The 19,944-nt window shown below is 39.9% G+C and carries 27 protein-coding genes, 1 tRNA gene, 1 riboswitch and 1 other annotated feature; of the genes, 9 read left to right on the top strand and 19 right to left on the bottom strand.

The window, feature by feature from the left end; translation table 11 throughout:
* Positions 1-34: 34 nt before the first annotated feature.
* Positions 35-421: a 50S ribosomal protein L7/L12 gene (rplL, locus tag FJR09_RS03180; protein ID WP_015078215.1), complete on the bottom strand. Its 387-nt coding sequence runs from the start codon at positions 419-421 to the stop codon at positions 35-37.
* 59 nt (positions 422-480) lie between these two features.
* Entirely contained in the window at positions 481-1,050 is a 570-nt protein-coding gene (gene rplJ, locus FJR09_RS03175; RefSeq protein WP_168632760.1) for a 50S ribosomal protein L10, read from the bottom strand.
* Positions 1,051-1,165: 115 nt separating this feature from the next.
* Here rplJ and FJR09_RS24935 point away from each other — a divergent pair, with 115 nt between their 5' ends.
* Positions 1,166-1,387: a hypothetical protein gene (locus tag FJR09_RS24935; protein WP_254433023.1), complete on the top strand. Its 222-nt coding sequence runs from the start codon at positions 1,166-1,168 to the stop codon at positions 1,385-1,387.
* Positions 1,306-1,473, bottom strand: a sequence feature (ribosomal protein L10 leader region). It overlaps the preceding gene by 82 nt.
* A 54-nt stretch (positions 1,474-1,527) precedes the next feature.
* Here FJR09_RS24935 and rplA read toward each other — a convergent pair.
* The 6 genes from rplA to rplS form a co-directional block, all read right to left on the bottom strand.
* The gene (gene rplA, locus FJR09_RS03165; protein WP_015078217.1) at positions 1,528-2,244 is read right to left on the bottom strand and encodes a 50S ribosomal protein L1; all 717 of its coding nucleotides are present in this window, start codon (positions 2,242-2,244) and stop codon (positions 1,528-1,530) included.
* Positions 2,245-2,394: 150 nt separating this feature from the next.
* Positions 2,395-2,820 (bottom strand): 50S ribosomal protein L11, encoded by a 426-nt coding sequence (gene rplK, locus FJR09_RS03160; RefSeq protein WP_015078218.1) that lies wholly within the window; start codon positions 2,818-2,820, stop codon positions 2,395-2,397.
* Between the two features lie 6 nt (positions 2,821-2,826).
* Positions 2,827-3,459, bottom strand: a complete 633-nt coding sequence (gene nusG, locus FJR09_RS03155; protein ID WP_015078219.1) for a transcription termination/antitermination protein NusG — start codon at positions 3,457-3,459, stop codon at positions 2,827-2,829.
* Complete coding sequence (secE, locus tag FJR09_RS03150; protein WP_015078220.1) at positions 3,459-3,680, bottom strand: preprotein translocase subunit SecE; 222 nt, start codon at positions 3,678-3,680, stop codon at positions 3,459-3,461. The genes nusG and secE overlap by 1 nt, the downstream gene beginning before the upstream one ends.
* 184 nt (positions 3,681-3,864) lie before the next feature.
* Positions 3,865-3,937 (bottom strand) — tRNA-Trp (locus FJR09_RS03145).
* A 150-nt stretch (positions 3,938-4,087) separates the two neighbouring features.
* Positions 4,088-4,450 carry a 50S ribosomal protein L19 gene (gene rplS / locus FJR09_RS03140; RefSeq protein ID WP_015078221.1) on the bottom strand — a complete coding sequence of 121 codons (363 nt, stop codon included), beginning with the start codon at positions 4,448-4,450 and terminating at the stop codon, positions 4,088-4,090.
* Positions 4,451-4,542: 92 nt separating this feature from the next.
* Between rplS and FJR09_RS03135 the strand changes: the two genes are divergently transcribed.
* Both FJR09_RS03135 and hflX read left to right on the top strand, forming a co-directional pair.
* Entirely contained in the window at positions 4,543-4,683 is a 141-nt protein-coding gene (locus tag FJR09_RS03135; protein WP_158310493.1) for a hypothetical protein, read from the top strand.
* 177 nt (positions 4,684-4,860) lie between these two features.
* Positions 4,861-6,597 carry a GTPase HflX gene (gene hflX, locus FJR09_RS03130; RefSeq protein WP_015078222.1) on the top strand — a complete coding sequence of 579 codons (1,737 nt, stop codon included), beginning with the start codon at positions 4,861-4,863 and terminating at the stop codon, positions 6,595-6,597.
* Positions 6,598-6,669: 72 nt separating this feature from the next.
* Here hflX and FJR09_RS03125 read toward each other — a convergent pair whose 3' ends face one another.
* The 9 genes from FJR09_RS03125 to FJR09_RS03085 form a co-directional block, all read right to left on the bottom strand.
* The gene (locus tag FJR09_RS03125) at positions 6,670-6,885 is read right to left on the bottom strand and encodes a hypothetical protein (RefSeq protein WP_015078223.1); all 216 of its coding nucleotides are present in this window, start codon (positions 6,883-6,885) and stop codon (positions 6,670-6,672) included.
* Positions 6,886-7,020: 135 nt separating this feature from the next.
* Entirely contained in the window at positions 7,021-7,383 is a 363-nt protein-coding gene (locus FJR09_RS03120) for a type II toxin-antitoxin system PemK/MazF family toxin (protein ID WP_174783238.1), read from the bottom strand.
* A complete protein-coding gene (locus FJR09_RS24930) occupies positions 7,358-7,708 on the bottom strand; it encodes a hypothetical protein (RefSeq protein WP_254433022.1) in 351 nt (116 codons plus the stop codon). The genes FJR09_RS03120 and FJR09_RS24930 overlap by 26 nt, the downstream gene beginning before the upstream one ends.
* Before the next feature lie 27 nt (positions 7,709-7,735).
* Positions 7,736-7,972: a translationally controlled tumor protein gene (locus tag FJR09_RS03110; protein WP_015078226.1), complete on the bottom strand. Its 237-nt coding sequence runs from the start codon at positions 7,970-7,972 to the stop codon at positions 7,736-7,738.
* Positions 7,973-8,055: 83 nt separating this feature from the next.
* Positions 8,056-8,955, bottom strand: a complete 900-nt coding sequence (locus tag FJR09_RS03105; protein ID WP_168652635.1) for a hypothetical protein — start codon at positions 8,953-8,955, stop codon at positions 8,056-8,058.
* A 6-nt stretch (positions 8,956-8,961) separates the two neighbouring features.
* Positions 8,962-9,141, bottom strand: coding sequence for a PCP reductase family protein (locus FJR09_RS03100; RefSeq protein ID WP_015078228.1), 180 nt, complete (start codon positions 9,139-9,141; stop codon positions 8,962-8,964).
* Positions 9,142-9,242: 101 nt separating this feature from the next.
* Complete coding sequence (gene thiC, locus FJR09_RS03095) at positions 9,243-10,616, bottom strand: phosphomethylpyrimidine synthase (RefSeq protein WP_168652634.1); 1,374 nt, start codon at positions 10,614-10,616, stop codon at positions 9,243-9,245.
* 7 nt (positions 10,617-10,623) lie between these two features.
* Positions 10,624-10,720: riboswitch (TPP riboswitch) on the bottom strand.
* 227 nt (positions 10,721-10,947) lie between these two features.
* Positions 10,948-11,421 (bottom strand): DUF2726 domain-containing protein, encoded by a 474-nt coding sequence (locus tag FJR09_RS03090; RefSeq protein WP_168652633.1) that lies wholly within the window; start codon positions 11,419-11,421, stop codon positions 10,948-10,950.
* Entirely contained in the window at positions 11,421-12,152 is a 732-nt protein-coding gene (locus FJR09_RS03085) for a hypothetical protein (RefSeq protein WP_168652632.1), read from the bottom strand. The genes FJR09_RS03090 and FJR09_RS03085 overlap by 1 nt, the downstream gene beginning before the upstream one ends.
* Positions 12,153-12,396: 244 nt before the next feature.
* Between FJR09_RS03085 and FJR09_RS03080 the strand changes: the two genes are divergently transcribed.
* The 4 genes from FJR09_RS03080 (at position 12,397) to pth (ending at position 14,605) form a co-directional block, all read left to right on the top strand.
* Positions 12,397-12,822 carry a GxxExxY protein gene (locus tag FJR09_RS03080; protein ID WP_015078232.1) on the top strand — a complete coding sequence of 142 codons (426 nt, stop codon included), beginning with the start codon at positions 12,397-12,399 and terminating at the stop codon, positions 12,820-12,822.
* 379 nt (positions 12,823-13,201) lie between these two features.
* Positions 13,202-13,405 carry a photosystem II reaction center phosphoprotein PsbH gene (gene psbH / locus FJR09_RS03075; protein WP_015078233.1) on the top strand — a complete coding sequence of 68 codons (204 nt, stop codon included), beginning with the start codon at positions 13,202-13,204 and terminating at the stop codon, positions 13,403-13,405.
* Positions 13,406-13,706: 301 nt separating this feature from the next.
* Positions 13,707-13,967: a TatA/E family twin arginine-targeting protein translocase gene (locus FJR09_RS03070; RefSeq protein WP_015078234.1), complete on the top strand. Its 261-nt coding sequence runs from the start codon at positions 13,707-13,709 to the stop codon at positions 13,965-13,967.
* Positions 13,964-14,605, top strand: a complete 642-nt coding sequence (pth, locus tag FJR09_RS03065) for an aminoacyl-tRNA hydrolase (protein ID WP_168633589.1) — start codon at positions 13,964-13,966, stop codon at positions 14,603-14,605. Before FJR09_RS03070 ends, pth begins: the two co-directional genes overlap by 4 nt.
* An 81-nt stretch (positions 14,606-14,686) precedes the next feature.
* On the opposite strand, the gene trmB is transcribed toward pth, so the two are convergent.
* Positions 14,687-15,322 carry a tRNA (guanosine(46)-N7)-methyltransferase TrmB gene (gene trmB / locus FJR09_RS03060; protein WP_015078236.1) on the bottom strand — a complete coding sequence of 212 codons (636 nt, stop codon included), beginning with the start codon at positions 15,320-15,322 and terminating at the stop codon, positions 14,687-14,689.
* A 151-nt stretch (positions 15,323-15,473) separates the two neighbouring features.
* Here trmB and FJR09_RS03055 point away from each other — a divergent pair, with 151 nt between their 5' ends.
* The gene (locus FJR09_RS03055; RefSeq protein WP_015078237.1) at positions 15,474-16,574 is read left to right on the top strand and encodes a metallophosphoesterase; all 1,101 of its coding nucleotides are present in this window, start codon (positions 15,474-15,476) and stop codon (positions 16,572-16,574) included.
* 76 nt (positions 16,575-16,650) lie between these two features.
* Here the strand turns inward: FJR09_RS03055 and FJR09_RS03050 are convergent, their stop codons facing one another.
* Positions 16,651-17,874 (bottom strand): FIST N-terminal domain-containing protein, encoded by a 1,224-nt coding sequence (locus FJR09_RS03050; protein ID WP_168652631.1) that lies wholly within the window; start codon positions 17,872-17,874, stop codon positions 16,651-16,653.
* A gap of 142 nt (positions 17,875-18,016) precedes the next feature.
* On the opposite strand from FJR09_RS03050, the gene FJR09_RS03045 reads away from it, so the two are divergent.
* Complete coding sequence (locus FJR09_RS03045) at positions 18,017-19,933, top strand: site-specific DNA-methyltransferase (RefSeq protein WP_168652630.1); 1,917 nt, start codon at positions 18,017-18,019, stop codon at positions 19,931-19,933.
* Positions 19,934-19,944: the final 11 nt, after the last annotated feature.

Below are 19,944 nucleotides of genomic sequence, written 5' to 3'. Positions count from 1 at the left end.
CACCAATCACCAATTACCAATCACCAAATAACAATTACTTAACTGTTACCTTACCACCAGCCTCTTCAATCCGCTTCTTGATATCTTCAGCGGCTTCCTTAGTTACAGCTTCTTTAACTGCTTTAGGAGCGGCTTCTACCAAGTCCTTAGCTTCTTTCAGACCTAGACCTGTGATTTCACGGACAATCTTCAAGACAGCAATCTTCTTATCGGCAGGTACAGAATCCAAAATTGCATCAAATTCGGTCTTCTCTTCTACTACTTCAGCAACAGCACCAGGAGCAGCCATCATCATCATGCCACCACCAGTAGGAGCAGCACTAACACCAAAAGCTTCTTCAATTTGCTTAACTAATTCAGAAGCTTCTAATAAGGTCAAAGATTTCAATTGGTCTAAAATTTGTTCGGTTGCAGCAGACATGGATATAACTCCTAAAGAATTTTTGATTTGTTAGTTTTTTAGTTGTGAGTTGTCAGTGATTAATCTTCACTAACTACCGCTAACTCAGCAGCACTTTCAGCACTATCGCCATTTTCTTTTTCAGCGACAGCTTGCAAAGCGCGAGCCAAAGAACTGGGAACTTCGTTGATACCAACAGCCAGCTTGGTAGCCACACCGTTGATAGCACCAGCAATTTGAGCCATGAGTTGTTCCTTAGATGGCAAGTCTCCTAGAGCCTTGACATCAGCTTCACTCAGGACACGACCTTCCATGACACCACCGCGAATTTCTGTTTTCTTGGTGGCTTTTTGGAATGCTTGGTAAGCTTTAATCGCAGATAAATCTTCTTTAACTAGCAGAAATGCCGAAGAACCGTTAAGTAATTCTGACATTGGCTGCCATTGTTCCTGATCCTTAATAGCAATGCCCATAAAGGTGTTTTTTGTCACCTTACAGATAGCACCACTAGGACGGAGTTGCCGACGCAAATCTGTGATTTCAGCAACTGTCAGCCCCTGATAATCAATTACCAGTGCTAAAGTTGATTCACTCAAAGAAACTTTAAGATCAGCAACTATTTCTTTCTTGTTTTCTAACGTTCTTCCCATACTTATCTCACCTCCAATGTCAGTTGTCAGTGGTCAGTTGTTAGTTGTCGGTTGTCAGTAGGGGCGAAGCATTTGGAAGATAAATTATCGGTCATTGCCAAAAATAGTTATCCAAATGCTTCGCCCGTACGGTTGTCAGTTGTCAGTAGGGGCGAAGCATTTGCAAGATAAATTATCGGTCATTGCCAAAAATAGTTCTCCAAATGCTTCGCCCGTACAGTTGTCAGTTGTTAGTTGTCACCTTTTTGCTGACACACGGAAAAAACTTAACCCCAGCTATCTTAGCCAGGGTTTCAAAGTAGTATTTTTAAGGCCGCAGTTATCAAACTTTTCTTGATTAAACTTCAGGCGGTTAAAATTACAACCTCGGCAGGGTATTAAGCTATTAGCACCTGCTGTCTCCGGCTTTGCTTATTTAATTTTGGTCATTGGTAATTTCTGATTATCTTCATCTACTACCAATTACCCATTACCAAATTATGCAGCGTCAGTTATTTTTAACTCTCGTAAAGCACTAATGTCAATAGCAATTGACGGACCCATTGTCGAGGATATATACACTGACCGCCAATAACGACCCTTAGCGCCCGAAGGACGGTTACGGTCAATTGACTCTTGTAATGCCTTGAGATTGATTAATAAATCTTCAGGTGAAAAAGCAGTCTTACCAAACATAACATGGACAATCCCAGTTCGATCAGCCCGATATTCTAATTTACCAGCTTTGAATTCAGCGATCGCACTAGCAACATCAAATGTCACTGTTCCACCTTTAGGTGAGGGCATCAAACCCCGTGGACCTAGTAATTTACCCAGCTTTGCTACCTGTGGCATCACATCTGGTGTAGCAATCAGCTTGTCAAAGTCCATCATGCCTTTCTGAATATCTTCAATGAGTTCTTCAGAACCAGCTATATCAGCACCAGCATTAGTTGCTTCTGTGACTTTTTCCCCTCTGGCGATAACTGCTACCCGAATTATCTGTCCTGTGCCTTTAGGTAGTGCTACCGTTGTCCGCAACTGTTGGTCTGTATATTTAGGATCAATTCCTAAACGAATATGAGCTTCAGCAGCCTCAGCAAATTTAGCGGTTGCTGTTTCTTTTAACAGAGCTAATGCTTCTAAGGGTGTATAATCCCGATCTTCTACTTTTTCTAGCAACGCCTGTAAGCGGCGTGATACTTTTTTTGCCATTTTTTTCTCCTGGGGTAATCTCGAAGTCGTGCTTCTCCCCCGATATGATTTTGTTATTAGTCAGTTGTCAGTTGTCAGTTGTTATTTTTTTATCTACTGTCACCTGTCACCGTTTCGCTGACGCTCACGGCGAAGCCTGTTCTCTGTCACCTAATCTGTGATTGTTACGCCCATGTTTTTAGCAGTTCCTTCCACGATATTCATGGCTGCATCAATATCATTGGCGTTGAGATCAGGAAGCTTGGTTTGAGCAATTTCACGTAATTGCGTTCTGCTAATGCTACCAACTTTAGTTTTGTTGGGTTCACTTGAGCCTCTTTCAATCTTCGCTGCCTTGCGAATCAAAACTGATGCTGGTGGAGTTTTGAGTACAAATGTAAAACTTCTATCTTCATAAACAGAAATTTCTACAGGTATCACCATTCCAGCTTGGTCTGCTGTTTTGGCGTTGTACTCCTTGCAGAACATCATGATGTTAACACCATGTTGACCCAATGCAGGACCAACTGGCGGTGCTGGGTTGGCTTTCCCAGCATTCAGGGCCAATTTAATGACCGCTACTACTTTCTTCGCCATTTGTATTTAGCTCTGTTTTTTAACCTGATTAAATTCCAATTCTACTGGTGTATCTCGTCCAAAGATAGAAAGCAGAGCTTTTAGTTTACTCCGTTCTGGGGAAACTTCAATCACCTCGCCTTCAAAATCCTTAAATGGACCAGAAAGCACAACTATCTTATCACCTGTAGCCATATCAATTATGACTACTGGCTCTTGTTCCAAGGCTTGTTTGAATATGCGTTCAACTTCCGAAGGATTCAGGGGAACTGGCTTAACGTGACCACGGCCTCTACCGCTACCACGCTTCTGCTCTGCGCCCACAAAGTTAATCACGTGGGAGGTGTTTCTTACCACCTGCCATGTATCATCACTCATCGCCATTCGGACTAGCACATAACCAGGGAAAACCTTTTCTTCTGAAGGTAGACGTTTACCGTCCTTACGGATTTTCACCGTTGGGGTGTGGGGAATTTCCACCTGGACGATTCTATCAGCGACATCAAAAGTTTGGATACGTTGCTCTAAATTTGTCTTTACCCGTTTCTCACAGCCAGAGGCTACTTGCACTGCATACCAGCGGACTTCTTTGATCCCTGTTAAGAGTGTGTCATCTGACTGCAACTCGGAGTTGCGTGGTTCGTCTGTTGCAGAAGTCATCAGAACACCTGTTTTGCTGCCCAAGCGAACAATCCATCTACCAAATATATCAAAGAGGCGGAGAGTGTAACCATTAATAGTACAGCGGCTGATTCACTCACCAACTGTTTCCGACTGGGCCAAATTACTTTCTCAAGTTCTTCCTTTGTTCCTTGGAAAAAATTGTTTAAGTTAAACCCATTTTCGGTTTCTGGCATTTCTGCTTCATTTTTTTTGGCCACAGTCGTTATCCCCCCGTTTCTTAAATAGCCTAACCTTGTGATTTTTTTCAAGGTTTATAGCTTCGGCCTAAATTAACTGGCAACAGTCAAGCTATATTTCAAAAAAATTATACCCGAAATAATTGACGTTTTCTGCTGTTTTGGCAGTGGCGTTATTGCTTCGGGCAGTATTTTTCTTTTTTAGCGCGCCCTGGAGGACTTGAACCCCCGACATCAGGTTTTGGAGACCTGCGTTCTACCAACTGAACTAAGAGCGCACAAGCTTTTCTTGTTACAGTCATTGCGCTGAACTTTTTTTATTCTAACGCAATTTCGCTTCTGATTGTAACTTATTTTTTTTCTTTTGGCAAGTTAGCGGCAGATGCCGCTTGCAGACTGGGTTTTGTCTATTAATTCACCATTGGGAATTATAGAGGGCGGTCGAATCTTTGTTTAATGCGGGTTGCCTTACCGACGAGGGCGCGTAGATAATATAATTTAGCACGTCTAACCTTACCACGACGCAATACTTTAATGCTTTCAACCAGGGGAGAATGAAGCAAAAATACTCGTTCTACACCCACACCTTGGAAAACTTTACGAACTGTGATAGTTTCGTTGATGCCGCCATTGCGTCTAGCTATAACTACACCTTCGTAAGGTTGCACACGGAATTTAGTGCCTTCCTGAATTTTGATTCCTACCTTAACTGTGTCACCGACATAGATATCGGGTAAGTCAGATTTCATTTGCTCCGCTTCAATTGAGCGGATAATCTCTTGGGCGTTCATTACTTTTTATGTTTTTTGAAAAAACTCACAATCGTTAATTATAAATCTATAGTTGCCAAAGAGTCCAGCTATTTATTGGAGGAGTCAGGAGTATGGCTAACGCCACGCTTCGCTATCAGGAGTCAGGAGTTCAGGAGTCAGGAGTCAGGAGTCAGGAAGAAGAAAGAAGAAAGAAGAAAGAAGAAAGAAGAAAGAAGAAAGAAGAAAGAAGAAAATTACCTAATGACAACTAACAACTGACAACTGTACGGGCGAAGCATTTGGAGAACTATTTTTGGCAATGACCGATAATTTATCTTCCAAATGCTTCGCCCCTACTAACAACTGACAACTGACAACTGACCAATTGCTGTTGTAAAATAGACAGTGTCAGGATTCAGGGGGAACCAGGTAACTGGTCATAAACGCCTATAGAGACTATCTTTGGTAATGTTCAAGGTTTGAAGTCCAGCCAGCTAAAACAACTCCAGCGGCTGTACCACCAGCGGATATCAGGCGATCGCATTACGACTACTGATTTTGCTCAACGGCTGGCAGCCATTAGTACGGAAATTAATCAACCTATTTGTACTTATATCAATCGTCGTGGACAAGTAATTCGGGTTGGTGTAGGTACTCCGCGTCAAACGCAAATTCCGCCCTTAGAACTACCTCGCTATGGTGCAGAGCGTCTGAGCGGTATTCGTTGTTTATCTACCAATCTCAAGTCAGAACAACCGAGTGAGTCAGCCTTAACAGCCATGGCTTTACAAAGATTGGATGCTTTAGTAGTTTTTAATATTACTGGAGGAGGATTTACCAAGCGTGGCGGTGGTTCAACTGGATACGTAAAAGAAGCTTATCTGGCGCATCTGGTAGCTAATAACAGACAATTGGTTGTGACTCAATCCGCTGGTATCAGTATCGGAGATGCTGGTACATATTCCCACATCTCACCACCTCTAAGTTTAGATGCTTTGGCTGACCAGGATTTTCTGGACTTAGTGGCAAGTTTAGAAGAGGAATTTAGTCGGGAGTATGTAGCGCAAGAGGTAGACGCTGATCATGATCGGGTGGTAATTGTGGGGGTATTAACAGAAAATATCACGCCGCAACAATTCCAAGACATCATAGTGGAATTGACCCGATTAGTGGATACGGCTGGAGGTGTTGTTTTACAAACCTTACAACAAAAGCGATCGCGTATTCATCCCCAAACAGTGATTGGTGAAGGTAAAGTCCAAGAAGTGGCGATCGCTGTGCAAACTCTAGGTGCTAATTTGGTAGTATTTGATCGGGATCTTTCCCGTTCCCAAGTTCGCAATTTAGAAGCACAAATTGGTGTTAGGGTAGTTGACCGCACCGAAGTAATTTTAGATATTTTTGCCCAACGCGCTCAATCTGGTGCAGGTAAATTACAGGTGGAACTGGCACAGTTAGGGTATATGCTGCCACGACTCACGGGCAAGGGTGAGGGTATGTCCAGATTGGGCGGTGGTATTGGCACAAGGGGTCCCGGTGAAACCAAGCTAGAAACAGAACGCCGGGCTATTCAAAAGCGGATTTCTCGACTGCAACACGAAGTTAATCAATTACAAGCTCATCGTTGTCGGTTACGTCAACGACGACAACATCGAGAAGTTCCCTCAGTGGCTTTGGTGGGTTATACCAACGCTGGTAAATCCACTTTACTCAACGCCCTCACCAATTCGGAAGTATACACGGCTGACCAACTGTTTGCTACCCTTGACCCGACCACACGGCGATTAATAATTCCTCATGCAGAAACGGGCGCACCCCAGGAAACTTTGATGACGGATACTGTAGGGTTTATCCATGAGTTACCTGCATCTTTAATGGATGCTTTTCGGGCAACGTTGGAGGAGGTAACAGAAGCGGATGCTTTACTGCATTTAGTAGATTTATCTCATCCTGCTTGGTTGAATCACATTCGCGCAGTTCGGGATATACTCGCGCAAATGCCGATTACACCGGGTCCGGCGTTAGTGGCTTTTAATAAAATTGATCAAGTTAGTAGTGAAACACTGGCTTTGGCTAGAGAGGAGTTTCCTTTAGCAGTGTTTATTTCTGCTAGTCAGCGGTTAGGACTGGAAACTCTGCGTCAGCGTCTATCTCTATTGATTCAGTACGCTGTTGGTGATGATTGATAGTTTTTAGATCCCCGACTTCTTTCTCGTTCCCATACTCTGTATGGGAATGAATTTTAGAAGGCTCTGCTTTCAATGATAGCAGAGGCAATGCCAAGTTCCAGCATAATGTAGTAAATCACCTGCTTTTTTACCTCGCTTGATGGGGGAAATACGACGTAATGGGCGTTGATTTACGGTGCTTTTTTCCTGAATAGAGTCGAGAAAATCACTAACTAAGGAAAGCTGTTCTGGTGGTAGTTGGGATATCTGTTGTTCAATCTTTTGATGTAGTTCTAAATAAGTCATTTGTGCCTCGTTTTCATAGGAAGAATGGGGATGATTTTATTTTATCTCTTTATTTTACAGCGATTCCTTCGGTGCGCTTCGCTATCGCACTCCCAAAAATCACACAAGCACTAAATTATCAATTTGCTGCACAGACTACTCATCATCATCTTGAACATTTTCTTCGTCAAATCCCAGCCAAAATAGTAGAACCTGTTCTAATTTCAGCATTTGTTCTGGTGTTATGTTTCCCAATTTGCGTAAAAGCTTTGCATGAGGAATTGTGATGATATTTTGTACATCAAATACTCCTTCCCGAAGAAAATTTGTTTTGACTTGTACCTCAAATCTTGAACTGCGTGAACTTGTTGTGTGTGGAACAAGAGTCACTAATGCACGATCTTGATCTAGTACAGGAATACTGATTACTAAACATGGTCTAACTTTTGCCACATAACCTAAATCTACTAGCCAAACTTCACTACGTTTAGGACTACTTATATGTCGCTTCTTCCTCATCTAAATCAAGAAAAAGTCCCTCAGCATTCATGACTAAATCTTCATCAGATAAGGGCGAAAAATCTAAATCAACTGTCCGCTTTAAAATCTCTAATACCAAATCTAACCGTTCTGAGTCTGTCAAGCGGTCGAATGTATTCAGAAGTTCTTGTACTAAAGCAGTCATAGCTTTTTTCCTATATATAGAAATATCATAACATGGGCTTGATATGACTATCTCCAAAATTACACTATAAGCGATACCTTCGGTGCGCTTCGCTATCGCTCTCTCCAAAATCACACCACAAGCGATACCTTCGGTCAGCTTCGCTATCGCATTTATCATGAAGTGACTCGATATACACTATCAGGACTAACGAAAAGCTTTTAGGAGAGTATTCACAACAGGCTTATACTCAGTCACGTACTCAGTCACGTCTTCACCTTCAGCACTCTTGTTACCTCCGAAGAGGCTATCATCAAATTTTTGATCACTGAGTTCTTCATATTTCCCATCAACAACCCAAACAAAACCATCATCTTCAATTTTGGCTGAGTAGTCATCTGAAAATACCTTCTTTCCCGTAAAAATACAGTTGAAAATATACATAGGCTTCGGTTTTTTATCTAGGTTTTCGGTGAATTTGGCTCATTATATCACACATTCCGCAGATATACAGCCATACCTTAAATTTATTGATCCTGTAATCTTTGCAACAATTCCTCACGGGATAAATTACCCAAAGAAAGAAGTAACTGAGTGCGTTCAGAAATAGGAAATTTAGCAATCTTTGCCACCACACCAGATAACTCAGCATCCAAACTACCAAAACGCCCTTCCAGAAGAGAAGTTATCAACAAAAGTTGTCCTTCCTGTTTTCCTTCTTGCTTCCAGTCTTCTATTTGTTGTAAATAAGCCGGTGATAAGTTCATAATTACTTCCTCTTCTTCCCTACTTAAATTATCTCTCAATTCTAAATTCTTGCGCCAGTCCGCTAAAATTTCTAACAAATTCTCTCGAAAAGGGTGATTTTCTGGTAACTCAGTTAACTCCTCAACTGCTCTTTTTTGTGTTCCTCCTTTCCCCAAAACTCTCAACCATAAAGTATCCTCATTTTCTGGTAATTGATGAATCACAACTATTGCTGTTTTCAGAATATTCGGCAGAAAATAAACACCTTTAACCCAATCTTCTACAATTTCAGTTGCACCTAAACCGGTAATCATCCGAGATGAAAAAGTTGGTGTTAAAATCCATAAAATCGGTAAATCTGATTCAGCAATATTTCTATTTTCGCGTTTTGCCTTCCTAACTACATCACCATGAACGGCATATAATTTAAGTAAACAACTGCGAATTTCTATTTCTGATGGTGGATTGCGAAAAGGCTCAAATAAACATTGAGTTTTAGCCATCTTCCCTAATAAACCTAAAGGGAGATTTTCCTGAGTTTGATCAGAAAATGGTTCAAACCAAACATCAATTTCTTGAATTTCACGTTTAACCTTTTCACTTTTTTTAATTGTTCCTAGAGGTGTTAATAATTCCTCTAGATATTCTTTAGCGAATTGATCATGGGATTGTCGAGTCATTATATGTTAGCCAAATTTTTTATTAAATTGTTGCTTAACCTGTTCATAAATTTCAAGAGTAATTAGAGATATACTATTCTCTTGGGCATAGGTTTCAATCTTTTTGCGAGCAAACGGACGGACAAAGAAAGGAATTTCTTTGAGCTTAACTTCAGCTTCAGCAGTCCATTTAATTTGTTCACTCATAGATTTTTAGGAGTTTAATTTCAATATAAAGATTTGGATTGATGTACTAGGTTTTAGATCCCCGACTTCTTGAAGAAGTCGGGGATCTTGTTGTTCACTAATTAACCTTGCGCTACAGGTTCTTTAGCCAAAAACTTCTCCAATTCAGTCAAAGCATCAGCATCAACCTTAGTCTGCATAGGACAGAACTTAGGCCCACACATAGAACAAAACTCAGCAGTTTTATAGATATCTGCTGGTAAAGTTTCGTCGTGATATTCCTTCGCTCTTTCGGGGTCTAAAGATAACTCAAATTGACGATTCCAGTCGAAATTATAGCGAGCTTTAGAAAGTTCATCATCTCTATCTCTAGCACCAGGGCGATGTCTAGCAATATCCGCCGCATGAGCCGCAATTTTATACGCAATTAAGCCATTACGCACATCTTCAGCATCAGGTAAACCTAAATGTTCTTTAGGTGTCACATAACACAACATCGCTGTACCGTACCAGCCCGCCATAGCTGCCCCAATAGCTGAGGTAATATGATCATAACCAGGAGCAATATCAGTCACCAAAGGACCGAGAACATAGAAAGGAGCTTCCGAACACTCTTCCATTTGTTTACGGACATTGAACTCAATTTGATCCATAGGTACGTGGCCGGGACCTTCCACCATTACCTGTACATCATGTTCCCAAGCTTTGCGGGTGAGATTTCCCAGAGTTTTCAGTTCCGCCAACTGGGCTTCATCGGACGCATCATGGGTACATCCTGGGCGCAGGGAGTCGCCTAAACTGAAAGAAACATCATATCTTTTGAAAATCTCAATGATGTCGTTGAAATGGGTATACAGGGGGTTTTGTTTGTGGTGATGCAACATCCACCGCGCCAAAATTCCGCCACCACGAGAAACAATCCCTGTAATCCGGTTTCTAACTAAAGGTAAATGTTCAATCAAAATTCCTGCGTGGATAGTTTGATAGTCTACCCCTTGCTGGGCGTGTTTTTCGATGACATGGAGAAAATCGTCAGCGGTGAGATTTTCAATAGTGCCGTGAACGCTTTCTAAAGCTTGGTAAACTGGTACTGTACCAATGGGAACAGGTGAAGCATTGATAATTGCGGTACGAATTTCATCTAAATTACCGCCACCTGTGGACAAATCCATCACGGTATCAGCACCGTATTTTACCGCCAGGTTGAGTTTATCAACTTCTTCCTGCAAGTTAGAAGAGTTGGGAGAAGCACCGATATTGGCGTTAACTTTACAACTAGAAGCGATACCAATGGCCATCGGTTCTAAGTTAGTATGATTAATATTCGCAGGGATAATCATCCGTCCCCGTGCCACTTCGGCGCGGATAAGTTCAGCAGGCAGCTTTTCCCGCTTCGCTACATAATCCATTTCTTCAGTAATCACACCCTGACGGGCGTAGTGCATTTGCGATACGTTAGCTTGTCCACGTCGCTTGGCTACCCATTCTGTCCGCATATTACAATCCTCAAATAAACAGCTTCCCTCCGCTGGTATTATCCAGACTCAGGTGTTAAGGGTTTGATCTCAGCTTGGTTTCCCAAGCACCCCTAGCATGGTGTAGATTGTAGCATTTTGGTGATGATTGGAGGGAGGGGGATGATAAATTGTGAAGATATGGGGAAAGGAGGATTTGTAGTTGGTTACACAAACCGCCTAGGGTTAAAACCCCAGGCTAATAGCGAAAGTCCGTTAAAACGGACTCATATCTTTTCTTTTTTCAGTCGTCTTGAGACGACTTTTATTATTAGCCTTGCACTTCAGTGCTAGGCGGGTAAGTTAGCAATTACTACGCTATAGCTAGAAGGTTAGAAAAATTAGATGGTTCGCAATAGTTTCTAATTAAGGCTTTGGCATTTTCGCGTTTTTCGCCTGTGAATAAATTAAATATTACTTCTTCCTGTTGAGAGTAAAGATGTAATAATCCAAAGTCTTTAATTCTTGAATAAATTAGGGGAACTCCTGCTAAGGTTAGTAAATGTAATTTTTTATTATCACGCTCTCTTGCCTCATGAGAATCATGATATGTAGATTGAAATTCTACAACTAAACAAGGTTTATAGTCTTTGTTTGTGATCAGAGCGTCTACACTGGAGCTAAAGAAGAAGTTTCTGAGTTTAATATCAAGGCTGCTACCTAATTCACAAAATTGGCATAAGCTTACCTGTGTATGAATTTTATAATTCTCATCAATGCAGGTTTGCAGAAACTCTAGCATTCTTTCTTCGTAAGGATTAATCAGTCTTTTGGGTTTTACAGACATTAGTTTTTCTCCATTAATATTTTTGCAAAGTAACTAATAAATTCTTCTAGGACTTCTTTTGAACTAATACACGTCTGCCACGTATAAGGAAAAAGCTTATCCTCTTGCAAAATGAGATAACTTTGATTATTACTTAATACTTCAATCCGAAATTCATTTCTTGGAATAATCTCACTATTAGCAATAACAGAATACCAAGTAGACCAATCATCTCCAGTACATTTATTGAGATAAATTTCTCCTACTGTTTTCTCTTTGGCTGCTAATAAATCCCAATATTCAGGGGGCAAAGATTCAAGAAAAATATCTTTTTTAGAGGGATTTACCCAAATTACTCCTGCTATTGAATATCCAACACCAGCATCAGCTTCTGATATATCAACCCAATACTTTATTTCTAAGATATGTCCATCTAAAATATCTTGAGGAATAGAAATACAAAGTCCCTCTTTACGTTGAGCTAAAACCAGTTGATAACGTTTAGCTCCTTTTGCGGGATTCTTGAGTCTGTACCCTATATATTGAGATGCCCGACTTACTTTAAACTTGTCGTTGAAACCAAGTTTCTCCAAAATACTGGTAGCTAAAGACATTAAGTCTTCCCCACCTGCAATCATTTCAATATTAGTTGAAACCAAGCGAGGAACGCCGTTTTCAACCTCAAAGCGTTGAATGACATCGTAGATAATTTTTGACATTGCTTTTTTCCAAAAATCTTCTTTAAGGTTCATGGAAATATCTTAACCCCTATTTTCTAAAATTACAAGAGTCTTGGCTAAGATTTTTGGATTTCATGAAAAAGGCTAATTTTCCGGCTTTTTCTTCAGAACACAGTACACATTTCTTATTAGAGTGTAAGTCCTAGTTATAATGAATACGAACCACTCCAGGCACAGAGGACACGGAGGTAAGAGGTTTGGTAGAGGTGATAATTGGGTTAATTTGGTAATTAGTTGTTTTTGCAAGGATTATGTGATGAAAACGAACCGCAGAGGCGCAGAGGACGCAGAGGGAAGAGAGTTAGGAGAGGAGATGAGTTGGCTTACAGGGGAGGTTATTGGGGCTGCTATTGAGGTACACCGGGTTTTAGGTCCTGGGTTTTTGGAGGAAGTGTATAAGGAAGCACTGGTTGTTGAATTTATGATTCGGGGTATACATCATGAGGTTGAAAAGTCAATAAGCTTGACATATAAAGGACATGATGTAGGTAGAGGTAGATTAGATTTTTTAGTTGCAGACTGTTTAGTTGTAGAATTAAAAGCTGTGCAAACCCTAGCCCCCATTCACGAAGCTCAACTTCTCTCCTACCTCAAAATAACCAAGCGCACTTTAGGACTCCTCATCAACTTTAACGTTCCCCTCCTCAAAGACGGTATCAAACGCATAGCCCTCTCTCTCTAACTCTTCCCTCTGTGTACTCTGCGCCTCTGCGGTTCGTTAATTCCTCCATAACCGCATCAACACACCGAAAATCATGTATTTTTGTAAATGTGGCAAAAACCTCCAGCAATATCGCTAAACAAAGATCACAAACTGCGATAATTTAAGAACAGCTTTTGGATTCATCCATGTACCGTGAGACAACCGGGAACTTATCCACCACTGGATAAAAGCTTGGGTAATTATTCGTGACAAAGACATGAGTAAATGCGAACTGTTAAACCTGTGATTAGGTCAATCGAAAATAGGTAAGTTTCAACCAAGAATCCCCAGCCTGTAAAGGTTTGGGAATGTCTGAAAAAATTTAAAAAAGCTTTGGTAACTAATTCTTAGGTGAACTATGGCACAACGGACTAAGTTAGGAGATATTCTCAGACCCTTAAATGCTGAGTATGGTAAAGTGTCTCCAGGTTGGGGAACAACACCTTTAATGGGTGTGTTTATGGGTTTATTTTTGGTATTTCTGCTAATTATCCTGCAAGTTTATAACAAGTCTCTGTTAATTCAGGACGTGCTTGTTGATTGGCGCAGTTTAGGCGGCTAATGGCTATCCAGTCATCAAGCTGATAATTAGCATCTATCCTAATACTATTCGGTTAAGGAAATGTAGGTTGGGTTGAGCGACAGCAAAACCCAACATGATCGAGAATTTTGTTGGGTAACATACGTCAACCCAACCTACGATATAACGACTTTTTACCCTTAACCGAGCAGTATAAAACTTTACCTAGCTTGTCCCAGTTTTTTCATTATTCAAAAAAATACCTAAAAATAGCGATAAAATTAGTCTAAATCCCAAAGCTATAAGGTAGTTGTGGCGGTTTTTCTGTATACAGGAGAGAAGAATGAATATATTTGGTATCGGCTTACCAGAAATGGGTGTCATTATGGTAGTTGCATTATTAATCTTTGGACCGAAGAAGTTACCAGAAATTGGTCGCAGTTTGGGGAAAACTATTCGCAGTTTTCAAGAAGCCTCTAATGAATTTCAAAGCGAGTTCAAAAAAGAATCTGAACAATTGAAAGAAACTGTGCAAACGACCGCTGAATTAGAGCATAAACATATTGAAGCTGGAAAAACCCAGTCAGAAAACGTACAAGGATGAAAGATGAAGAAGTAAAACCAACGGCTGTGGTGATTCCCCAGCTAATTGTCGGACTGGGAAACCCAGAGCCTAAATATGACCAAACTCGTCATAATATTGGCTTTGCAGCCATAGATACCCTAGCTCGGGCTTGGCAAATTTCTCTAGCTGAAAATCGCAAGTTTCAAGGAGAATTTGGCGAAGGGAATGCAGCAGGTAAGGGGAAAATTCGGTTACTCAAACCCTTAACCTATATGAATCTTTCAGGACAAGCTATTCAAGCCGTAACCAATTGGTACAAAATACCGCCTGAATCAATCTTAATCATTTATGATGATCTAGATTTACCCTTGGGCAAAACTCGTCTGCGGTTGTCTGGATCTGCGGGTGGACATAATGGCATGAAAAGTATTATTTCTCATCTGAATACCCAAAATTTTCCTAGATTAAGAATTGGTATAGGTAAACCAAAGAACGCAATAGATGGGGATAATTCTCATACTGTTTCTCATGTTTTAGGGCGATTTTCTGCCACTGAGAATAAAGTCATGTCTCAAGTTTTAAACTTTGTCGTTGAGTGTGTTGAATTTAGTTTCAAACAGGGAGTAGAAAAGTCCATGAATCTTTGCAATCAGTCATTGACACAAGACGGCACCTGACCCAGCTACAGCGAATGTCTGTTAGAGATGCGCCCCATTCCCGCTGACAAAATTCGGCATCGTTACCCCCAGGATATCGGATTATAGTTTTCTAAATAAAGCCCGATAAACTGGTTCACCTTTGTTTTGAGTGGCTATTTCCCGTTCTGTGGGGACAGGAAGGGGGTTTTCGGTTAACCATGTTGTTGTTCCTAGCTTTTCAAATGCAGGATGTTCATCAAAGCGATCGCACATTTCTACTGCTACAAATTCTATATCAGATTGCAGGAAAACAATACCACCAACTGTTAAATATTTTGCTAATTCTGTGACTAATTCTGGTTGCACTACCCGACGTTTTGCATGGCGATTTTTAAACCAAGGATCAGGAAATTGAATTGTAACTTTTTGCAACCTTCCTACAGGTAATGTTGATAATAAGGAAACTAGGGAATTATTCACATTTGCAAACAGATAATGCAAATTTGTTAATTCCATTTCGTCGCGGATTCTATTTGCTTCTACTACTAGCGGTTCTCGAATTTCTAAACCTAAAAAATTCCAATTTGGTTCTACCTGTGCCATTTTGAGGACAAATCTACCTCTAGCACAACCGATATCTAAATGTAGAGGTAGGTTTTGTTGGATATAAATCTTTTCCCATTCTGGAGAAGCGGCTGGGGTTTGGAACTTACTCGCAAGGGGGTTAACGTGCTGACGAACTCGAACAGGTGACAAAATTTACTCTCCTTAAAAAAAACAACAATTCTAAACAAATGTATATAAATATTATTAAGTCTAAATATTCCTACACAGGTATACACAGTGAGGGTTATACTTTAAGAATAAGAATTTTTGCAACTTTATTTTTAACATTTTCTTAAAATCAATGAAACTCAATTTTCGTTTTGCTATAGTTAGCGACTTACACATTGCGCTTCCTGAAACCATCTGGGATCATCCTAGTCGCTTTCATTTGGTGGAAGTGAGTATTCCAGCTTTTGATAGTGTATTAGCACATTTAACCCAATTAGATTTAGATTTTTTGTTGATCCCTGGAGACTTAACCCAACATGGTGAACCAGCAAATCACAATTGGTTACAAAACAGGCTATCTCAATTACCTTTTCCATCTTATGTGATTCCTGGTAATCATGATCTCCCTGTTTTAATGGCTAATGAACAATCAATTGGCTTTGCAGATTTTCCCTATTATTACCAACAATTTGGTTATGAAAATCCTCAACAACATTATTACAATCGGCAGATATTCCCAGGAGTGAGGTTAATCGGTCTTAATTCTAACTCATTTAATGATCAAGGTGAGCAAATAGGACGGTTAGATAGTCAACAATTCCAGTGGTTAGAACGGGAATTAGCAAGCATTAAAGATGAATTGGTTTTAGTAATGATCCATCACAATGTGGTTGAACATTTACCTAATCAATCAAATCATCCGATGGCAAATCGTTATATGCTGGAAAATGCAGCAGAACTGCGGACATTATTACAACGCTATGGAGTTAAGTTAGTATTTACAGGACATTTGCACGTTCAAGATATTGCTTATGCAGAAGGAATATATGATATTACCACGGGTTCTTTAGTCAGCTATCCTCATCCTTATCGAGTATTAGAATTTAACCGCGATGAATTGGGTAACGAATCCTTACAAGTTGTTTCTCATCGTGTGGAATCAGTGCCAGATTTTCCCAATTTACAAACATTATCACGGCAATGGATGGGCGATCGCTCTTATCCTTTTGTCCTCAAATTATTGACTTTACCACCTTTAAGTTTACCACTAGCACAGGCACAAATCCTAGCTCCCGGTTTACGGGATTTTTGGGCAACTATTGCCGATGGTGATGCTATGTTAGAATATCCACATTTTCCTATTCATGTCCGTCGTTATATCGAAGAATATAGTGCGGTTAATGATGGTAATACAGCTTTAATTGATAATCATAGTACGCTTTTAATTGGGTAAATTGTCTGAATCAGGATTTACAGGATTTAAGGATTTACAGGATGTAATTTTCTTATTTCTCGGCTATATTTAACCATTAGCTGTTATCACTGATTAAAGAACGACAAATAGCAAATACAGAAGTATAGCCATGCAAGAAAGTTCTGCCGCTGACTGGACCGATTTCACCACCGCAGAAAAAGCCACCCATTGGTAAATCATGGAGGTATCGGCTAAATAGTTGAGAATCAAAATTAGGTTTGCCATAAAGTCCTGTTCCTCGTCCTAAACAGGTGAACATTAAAGCGCCTACGGGAGATGGTTCGCTGGCATTTTGACTTTGATATTCTTGCAGTAAAATTTCTAAATCTTGGGCTGATGCTTCGGCATCTCTCAGATGAAATTGTAACCTTTGTCCGGCACGAATGCGATCGCCAATTGCGATCGCCCCAGCATTAGGATCTACTCCTAAAATATTGCGAATTAAAAAATCCCCTGAATGTAAATTTAGACGAAATTCATCCATTGCTAAACCTACAAATAAAGAATGTTGTGCTAAAGTTCGATCTTCTTCACTTAAACTACTAATTAAATTTCGCAATACCACCAATGGGACTTTTTCATCTAACTCAACAATAATATTCCGTTTCGCTTTGGTGACTTGCAACGGTTCACCAATGGGACGACATCCTTGGGCAACAATGGTATCTAAGACGATATTGCCACTTAAAGCGATGCCTACCGTACCTTCCCGATACAATTTATCATTACAAAATAAGCCCACACGACCATTCATAAAGCCGCTGCTGGCCTGTCCTCCTACCACCACCGAACCCGGATAGGCAAAATCTAAACCCTGCAATAAATCATTCGTTCCTGAAGCAAAGGGACTAGACAAGAGAATAAATTGAGGGACTACGGAAGGTGGCACACCTAGCAAATCAATCCAAGCGGTGGGGGAACTATCGGAATCTGGCAATTCTTCGGCGACAATATGAAAAGGTCGGATTTCGACACCGGGAAGATGGGCTAAAGTCAGACTCAGGGCTGGTTCTGCTTCTATTTCTTCGGTTTCTCCTGCCTGTTTTCTGCCAATTACACCCCCAGCACTACAACCAATTAATACAGGTACAGAAAGCTTTTCCGCCAATAAAGGCAACAGCCGGGAATACTCACTCATAAAGGCAGAAGAAATGAATACCAGCCCTAAATCTGCTGGTGCTGTTAAAGATGCCACTGCTTGTTCTACGACATCGTTAATAGCCGCTTCTAAGGAAGGACGGGTTGATAGGGCATTTGTCCACTGCATTTGATCTGCCATGAGTTTTCGGCTTATTTCTGTGTTGAGGTTAGTTGATTATTTTAACTAAGTTTGGTGATTGGTGATTGTTGACTTTCTGTTAAAATGTATTAAAGAATCTAGTTTCTTAGTAAAATTTGCAACATAAAAATACACACAGTCAATGAACAAAAGAGATATAGATAAAGTAGAAATAACTTCTGGTGATATCAAGGCTGAACAACTTGAGCAGCTTAAAGCCATTTTTCCAGAAGTGTTTACAGAAGGTGAGATAGATTTTGATAAGTTAAAGGCAACTTTAGTAAAGGCAACTTTAGGAAAAAATACAGATGATCGGCCAGAACGTTACTCTTTTACTTGGGCTGGTAAGCGTGAAGCTATTCAGATGTTACAAACACCCAGTAAGGCAACATTAAAACCAGATAGAAATGAATCAGTAGATTTTGATAATACTCAAAATTTGTTTATTGAAGGTGATAATTTAGAGGTTTTAAAGTTACTTCGCAAGTCCTATTCTGGACAAGTAAAGATGATTTATATTGACCCTCCCTACAATACGGGAAATGATTTTATTTATCCAGATAATTATACAGATCCTCTTGATAACTATTTAGAATTAACAGGCCAAAAAGATAGTGAAGGTAATTTACAAACGAGCAATCCTGAAACCAGTGGACGTTATCATTCTGCTTGGTTGTCTATGATGTATCCCCGTCTTTTTTTAGCACGGCAATTGTTAAGAGAAGATGGGGTAATTTTCGTGAGTATTGATGATCACGAAGTTCATAATTTGCGGTTGCTGATGAATGAAGTTTTTGGAGAAGAGAATTTTGTTGCTTGCGTGTGTTGGCAAAAAAAATATGCTCCAGCTAATGATACTGTTGATTTTTCAGCTACCCATGATTTTATATTAGTTTATAGTAAGCAGAGACAGTTTTTAGATAGTGGTAAAGCAATAGCACTTATTGGCAGAATGGAGAGAACAGAAGAACAAAATAAACTATACAAAAATCCAGATAATGATCCGCGAGGTTTATGGAAAGCTTCAGACTATTTATGTAATAAATCGGCTGAACAAAGACCCAATCTTTACTATCCAATAATTCATCCCAAAACAGCAGAAGAAATTTGGCCTAGTCGAACCTCTGTTTGGCGTTATAGCAAAGCTAGACATCAACAAAATGTTCAAGATAATCGAGTCTGGTGGGGATTAAATCAGGAAAATAAAGTACCTGCATACAAAAGGTTTTTATCTGAAGTAGGTGGAATAATATCAGATACTTGGTGGCAACATAAAGATGTTGGACATAATGATGAAGCCAAAAAACAGATTAAATCTCTCTTTCCAGAAGCATCTCAATCTTTTGATACGCCAAAACCAACGCGGTTAATCAAACGTATAGTTGAATTATCTACAAATACAGATTCAACTGATATTATTCTTGATTTTTTTGCAGGTTCTGCTACCACAGCCCAGGCAGTATTAGAATTGAATCATGAAGATACTGGTGATCGTCGGTTTATTCTAGTTCAGTTACCACAAAAAACAGATAATCCACAGTTTCCTACAATTGTTGATCTTAGTAAAGAGCGTATTCGTCGCAGTATTCAGAAAATAAAAAATTCCGACAATGGTAAACTCCCATTGCAAAATCGGGAAACTCCAGAAGATTTAGGTTTTAAGGTTTTAAAATTATCTAAATCGAATTATCGTCAATCGGAAGAATTACCATCAGATACAGAACCGGAAGCATATATAGAACAATTAGAACTATTTAATGATCCTTTAGTTGATGGCTGGAAACCAGAAAATGTAAGATATGAAGTCATGCTCAAACAAGGTTATAGCTTGACATCTCGCATTGAGGAAGTTACAGAAATTGAATCTGCTACTATCTACAAAATAACTGACGAAGATAAAAGACAGCATTTTTATATTAGTCTTGATAATCAGTTTCACTTTGAAACAGCGAGAACGTTAAAATTAACTAAAAACGATTTATTAATTTGCCTTGACATGGCCATAGATGACACTACAGCAGCTAATTTAGTCCTACAATGTAGACTAAAAACTATTTAAAAGAGGTAGCA

Source organism: Dolichospermum sp. UHCC 0406 (assembly GCF_009712025.1).
GTDB classification, from domain to species: Bacteria; Cyanobacteriota; Cyanobacteriia; order Cyanobacteriales; family Nostocaceae; genus Dolichospermum; species Dolichospermum lemmermannii.
This window is presented reverse-complemented; position numbering and strand designations above follow the sequence as displayed.

What these genes read in the sequence shown, in the direction of transcription:
- rplL (WP_015078215.1), bottom strand. Translation starts at nt 421, where the DNA reads ATGTCTGCTGCAACCGAACAAATTTTAGACCAATTGAAATCTTTGACC.
- rplJ (WP_168632760.1), bottom strand. Translation starts at nt 1,050, where the DNA reads ATGGGAAGAACGTTAGAAAACAAGAAAGAAATAGTTGCTGATCTTAAA.
- FJR09_RS24935 (WP_254433023.1), top strand. Translation starts at nt 1,166, where the DNA reads ATGCTTCGCCCGTACGGTTGTCAGTTGTCAGTAGGGGCGAAGCATTTG.
- rplA (WP_015078217.1), bottom strand. Translation starts at nt 2,244, where the DNA reads ATGGCAAAAAAAGTATCACGCCGCTTACAGGCGTTGCTAGAAAAAGTA.
- rplK (WP_015078218.1), bottom strand. Translation starts at nt 2,820, where the DNA reads ATGGCGAAGAAAGTAGTAGCGGTCATTAAATTGGCCCTGAATGCTGGG.
- nusG (WP_015078219.1), bottom strand. Translation starts at nt 3,459, where the DNA reads ATGACTTCTGCAACAGACGAACCACGCAACTCCGAGTTGCAGTCAGAT.
- rplS (WP_015078221.1), bottom strand. Translation starts at nt 4,450, where the DNA reads ATGAACGCCCAAGAGATTATCCGCTCAATTGAAGCGGAGCAAATGAAA.
- FJR09_RS03135 (WP_158310493.1), top strand. Translation starts at nt 4,543, where the DNA reads ATGGCTAACGCCACGCTTCGCTATCAGGAGTCAGGAGTTCAGGAGTCA.
- FJR09_RS03125 (WP_015078223.1), bottom strand. Translation starts at nt 6,885, where the DNA reads ATGACTTATTTAGAACTACATCAAAAGATTGAACAACAGATATCCCAA.
- FJR09_RS03120 (WP_174783238.1), bottom strand. Translation starts at nt 7,383, where the DNA reads ATGAGGAAGAAGCGACATATAAGTAGTCCTAAACGTAGTGAAGTTTGG.
- FJR09_RS24930 (WP_254433022.1), bottom strand. Translation starts at nt 7,708, where the DNA reads ATGATAAATGCGATAGCGAAGCTGACCGAAGGTATCGCTTGTGGTGTG.
- FJR09_RS03110 (WP_015078226.1), bottom strand. Translation starts at nt 7,972, where the DNA reads ATGTATATTTTCAACTGTATTTTTACGGGAAAGAAGGTATTTTCAGAT.
- FJR09_RS03105 (WP_168652635.1), bottom strand. Translation starts at nt 8,955, where the DNA reads ATGACTCGACAATCCCATGATCAATTCGCTAAAGAATATCTAGAGGAA.
- FJR09_RS03100 (WP_015078228.1), bottom strand. Translation starts at nt 9,141, where the DNA reads ATGAGTGAACAAATTAAATGGACTGCTGAAGCTGAAGTTAAGCTCAAA.
- thiC (WP_168652634.1), bottom strand. Translation starts at nt 10,616, where the DNA reads ATGCGGACAGAATGGGTAGCCAAGCGACGTGGACAAGCTAACGTATCG.
- FJR09_RS03090 (WP_168652633.1), bottom strand. Translation starts at nt 11,421, where the DNA reads ATGTCTGTAAAACCCAAAAGACTGATTAATCCTTACGAAGAAAGAATG.
- FJR09_RS03085 (WP_168652632.1), bottom strand. Translation starts at nt 12,152, where the DNA reads ATGAACCTTAAAGAAGATTTTTGGAAAAAAGCAATGTCAAAAATTATC.
- FJR09_RS03080 (WP_015078232.1), top strand. Translation starts at nt 12,397, where the DNA reads ATGAAAACGAACCGCAGAGGCGCAGAGGACGCAGAGGGAAGAGAGTTA.
- psbH (WP_015078233.1), top strand. Translation starts at nt 13,202, where the DNA reads ATGGCACAACGGACTAAGTTAGGAGATATTCTCAGACCCTTAAATGCT.
- FJR09_RS03070 (WP_015078234.1), top strand. Translation starts at nt 13,707, where the DNA reads ATGAATATATTTGGTATCGGCTTACCAGAAATGGGTGTCATTATGGTA.
- pth (WP_168633589.1), top strand. Translation starts at nt 13,964, where the DNA reads ATGAAAGATGAAGAAGTAAAACCAACGGCTGTGGTGATTCCCCAGCTA.
- FJR09_RS03055 (WP_015078237.1), top strand. Translation starts at nt 15,474, where the DNA reads ATGAAACTCAATTTTCGTTTTGCTATAGTTAGCGACTTACACATTGCG.
- FJR09_RS03050 (WP_168652631.1), bottom strand. Translation starts at nt 17,874, where the DNA reads ATGGCAGATCAAATGCAGTGGACAAATGCCCTATCAACCCGTCCTTCC.
- FJR09_RS03045 (WP_168652630.1), top strand. Translation starts at nt 18,017, where the DNA reads ATGAACAAAAGAGATATAGATAAAGTAGAAATAACTTCTGGTGATATC.